The sequence below is a fragment of the Streptomyces antimicrobicus genome, from assembly GCF_020532625.1.
Lineage (GTDB): Bacteria > Actinomycetota > Actinomycetes > Streptomycetales > Streptomycetaceae > Streptomyces > Streptomyces antimicrobicus.
This window is the reverse complement of sequence record NZ_JAJAUY010000245.1, coordinates 1-3485: the sequence shown is the minus strand read 5'-3', so window position 1 is coordinate 3485 and position 3485 is coordinate 1. Positions and strand designations below refer to the sequence as shown.

At 75.6% G+C, this 3485-nt stretch carries 5 protein-coding genes; 4 read left to right on the top strand and 1 reads right to left on the bottom strand.

The genetic code is table 11. The features are described from left to right. Positions 1–22: 22 nt before the first annotated feature. From LG632_RS29745 to LG632_RS29735, 3 genes are all read left to right on the top strand, one after another. Positions 23–583 (top strand): RNA polymerase sigma factor, encoded by a 561-nt coding sequence (locus tag LG632_RS29745; protein WP_226731035.1) that lies wholly within the window; start codon positions 23–25, stop codon positions 581–583. After that, positions 580–1155, top strand: a complete 576-nt coding sequence (locus LG632_RS29740) for a hypothetical protein (protein ID WP_226731034.1) — start codon at positions 580–582, stop codon at positions 1153–1155. The genes LG632_RS29745 and LG632_RS29740 overlap by 4 nt, the downstream gene beginning before the upstream one ends. A gap of 61 nt (positions 1156–1216) precedes the next feature. Next, positions 1217–1627, top strand: coding sequence for a hypothetical protein (locus LG632_RS29735; RefSeq protein ID WP_226731033.1), 411 nt, complete (start codon positions 1217–1219; stop codon positions 1625–1627). Between the two features lie 48 nt (positions 1628–1675). Here the strand turns inward: LG632_RS29735 and LG632_RS29730 are convergent, their stop codons facing one another. Next, positions 1676–2152: a MarR family winged helix-turn-helix transcriptional regulator gene (locus tag LG632_RS29730; protein WP_226731032.1), complete on the bottom strand. Its 477-nt coding sequence runs from the start codon at positions 2150–2152 to the stop codon at positions 1676–1678. A 186-nt stretch (positions 2153–2338) separates the two neighbouring features. On the opposite strand from LG632_RS29730, the gene LG632_RS29725 reads away from it, so the two are divergent. Next, positions 2339–3485: MFS transporter (locus tag LG632_RS29725; RefSeq protein ID WP_226731031.1), on the top strand; the 1147-nt coding region annotated here is incomplete at its 3' end.

Sequence of the window (3485 nt, the reverse complement as noted above, 5' to 3'; positions counted from 1 at the left end):
CGAGCTCCTCTCCGCCGGCCACCTGCCCGCCGGCGCGGCGGGTGCCGGTGGAGCCGGAGGCCCGGGCGGCGGCGGGGCCGCGGGCCACGGCGAGCGGCCCCCCACCGTCAGCGAGCTCTACCACGCCCACCGGCTGCGCATGGTCCGCCTCGCGGTGCTGCTCGTGGACGACCTGGCGACGGCCGAGGACGTGGTGCAGGACGCGTTCACGGCCCTCTACCGCCGCCACGGCGAGCACATAGCCGAGGTGGACAACGCCCTCGGCTACCTGCGGACCGCCGTCGTCAACACCTCGCGTTCGGTGCTGCGCCGCCGCCGGACCGCCCGCGGCTGGACCCCGCCGCCCGCCGGCGAGATGCCCTCCGCCGAGGACTCCGTCGTCCTGGACGAGGCCCACCGCGAGGTGCTGGCCGCGCTCGGCCGGCTCACCCCGCGCCGCCGCCAGGTCCTGGTCCTGCGCTACTGGGCGGACCTCAGCGAGGCGGAGATCGCCACCACCCTCGGCATCAGCCGCGGCGCGGTGAAATCGAACGCGAGTCGCGCCCTGGACGCGCTGGAAAGGATCCTGGAGGGCCGGATATGACCCCGCCGTCGTCCCCGAGCGACCACCGGGCGGCGGAACGCCCGGTCGAACGCCGCCTGCGCGAGGCCCTGGCCGCCCGCGCCGACGGCGTCACCGTACGCGCGCTGCGCCCGGCCGCCCCGCCGGGCCCGCACCTGCGCCGGCTGCCCCGGATCACCTGGCGCCGCATCGCGCTGCCCCTCGCCGGCCTGGCCGCCGCGGCCGCCGTGGCGGCGGCGTACGTCTCCCTGACCCCGCAGGACCCCGCCCCGCGCCCGGTCCCCCCGGCGGCGCCGCCCTCCTCGGTGCCGTCCCCGGAGCGGAGCACCCCGGAGGGAGCCGCCTCCCCCTCCGTCGCTCCGTCCCCCTCGGTCCCCGGCTCCCCGGAGCCGTCGGGGCAGCCGCCCGTCCCGTCCGCCCCCTCGGCGACCCCGTCCGCGGGGGCCTCGCAGCCGGGGGGCCCGCGGCGCTCCACGACCCCGCCGCCGCCCGCGTCCCCGAGCGCGGTCCCGTCGTCGTCCGGTGGCCCCCGGCGCAGCCCGGACAGCAGCCCGTACAGCAGCCCGTACGGCGGCGTGTCACCCGCGCCGTGACCTACTGTGGGGACGACAGGTGGGGAGGGGACGGCAACCCGCCCGTGACGATGGGGGTTTGATGGATCCTGAGATCGCGGCACTGGCGACCGGCGCGGGTACCACGCTGGTCGGACTGATGGTCACCGACGCCTGGCACAGCGCCCGGGAGGGCGTCGTCGCGCTGTGGCGGCGCGCCGTTCCCGAACGGGCCGACGGCGTTTCGGACACCCTCGCGGCCGCCCAGGAGGAACTGGTCGCCGCGCACGACGCCGGGGACGAGCAGACCGTGGCCGAACTGACGGCGGACTGGCAGGGCCGCTTCCGCCGCCTCCTGACGGCCCACCCCGAGCTGGCCGCCGAGCTGCGTGCGGTCCTCGGCCTCCCCGCCGCCGCGGCCGAGCCCCACGTCACCCTCACCCAGCACGCCACGGCCTCGGGCAACGCCCGCATCTACCAGGCGGGCCGGGACCTCCGCCTCGGCGGGGAGTAGCGCGAGGAGCGGCGGCTGCCGAGCCGCCGCTCGGCGGCCCGCGCCGCGTCAGGCCCCTGGCGCGGCGGCGGGCCGCCGGTGCATGTTCTCCAGGGCCTCCACCAGCGGGGCCAGTTCCGGGTCGGCGGCGGCCGAGGCGAGGGCCTCGCGCAGGGCCCGGTCGTTCGTGGGGCGGGCCTGCGCGAGGAGCGCGAGGCCCGCCTCGCTGACGTCGGTGTAGATGCCGCGCCGGTCGGTGTCGCAGATGTAGCGGCTGAGCAGTCCGCGGTCCTCGAGGCGCGTGACCAGCCGGGTCGTCGCGCTCTGACTGAGCACCACCGCGTCCGCCACCTGCTTCATCTGCAGATGGCCGCCGGGGCCGTCGTGCTGCCGGCTGAGGACGTCGAGCAGGGAGTACTCGCGCACGCTCAGGTCGTGCGCCGACTGCAGGGCCCGCTCGATGTGCGCCTCGATCCGCCCGTGCAGGAGCGAGAGGGCGCACCAGCCCTGGGCGAGGCCCGTGAGCGCACTGTCCGTGGCCGTCATCGGCCGCTCCCTTCTGCGTGGCGCCGTACGCGCCCGGTGACGCCGTACGTCCGCGTGACACACGCGTCGCACCTCCAGGATAGGACACACGCGCAATAGCCCGCGTTTGCAAATATCCCGCGCTTGCAACTATTGTGGACGCTCGTAAGCCGCGAAAGCAATCTTCCTTCGAAGGGCATTCCCCTCATGCCACTCGCACTCCTCGCCCTCGCCATCGGTGCCTTCGGCATCGGTACGACCGAGTTCGTGATCATGGGCCTGCTGCCCGAGGTCGCCGCCGACTACGGCGTCTCGATCCCCACCGCCGGGTTCCTTGTCACCGGCTACGCGCTGGGCGTCGTCCTCGGCGCCCCGGTCATGACCGTCCTCGGCACCCGCGTCCCGCGCAAGCGGATGCTGATGCTCCTGATGGGCCTGTTCACCGCGGGCAACCTGCTGTCGGCCCTCGCCCCCGCCTTCGGCGTGATGCTCGCCGGCCGGGTCGTCGCCTCGCTCGCGCACGGCGCGTTCTTCGGGATCGGCGCGGTCGTCGCCGCCGGGCTCGTCGCGCCCGAGAAGCGGGCCGGCGCCATCGCCACGATGTTCACGGGCCTGACCGTCGCCAACGTCGTCGGGGTCCCGCTCGGCACCTACGTCGGCCAGAGCCTCGGCTGGCGCGTCACCTTCCTGGTCGTCGCCGCGCTCGGCGTCCTCGGCCTGCTCGGCATCGCGCGCCTGGTGCCCGAGCTGCCCCGGCCGGACGGCGTCCGGGTCCGGCACGAGTTCGCCGCGTTCGGGAACGTCCAGGTGCTGCTGGCGATGGGCATGACCGTGCTCGGCTTCGGCGGGGTGTTCGCCGCGATCACCTACATCACGCCGATGATGACCGAGGCCGCCGGCTTCGCCGGTTCCTCCGTGACGTGGCTGCTCGTCCTGCTCGGGCTCGGCATGGTCGCCGGGAACCTGCTCGGCGGCCGGTTCGCCGACCGCGCGCTCATGCCCATGCTGTACGTGTCGCTGGCCGCGCTCACCGTGGTCCTCGCCCTGTTCACCCTGACCGCGCACCACAAGGTCGCTGCCGCGCTGACCCTGCTGCTGATCGGCGCCCTGGGCTTCGCGACCGTGCCGCCGCTGCAGAAGCGGGTCCTGGACCAGGCCTCGGGCGCCCCCACCCTGGCCTCGGCCGTCAACATCGGCGCCTTCAACCTCGGCAACGCCCTTGCCGCCTGGCTCGGCGGGCTCGTCATCTCCGCCGGCCTGGGCTGGACCGCCCCCAACTGGGTCGGCGCGGCCCTCGCCGCCTCCGCCCTGGTCCTGGCGGCCGTCTCGGGCGCCCTGGAGCGGCGGGGTTCCC

Excerpts from the sequence above, each read along its gene's own strand:
- LG632_RS29740 (WP_226731034.1), top strand. The coding sequence starts at position 580 with ATGACCCCGCCGTCGTCCCCGAGCGACCACCGGGCGGCGGAACGCCCG.
- LG632_RS29735 (WP_226731033.1), top strand. The coding sequence starts at position 1,217 with ATGGATCCTGAGATCGCGGCACTGGCGACCGGCGCGGGTACCACGCTG.
- LG632_RS29730 (WP_226731032.1), bottom strand. The coding sequence starts at position 2,152 with ATGACGGCCACGGACAGTGCGCTCACGGGCCTCGCCCAGGGCTGGTGC.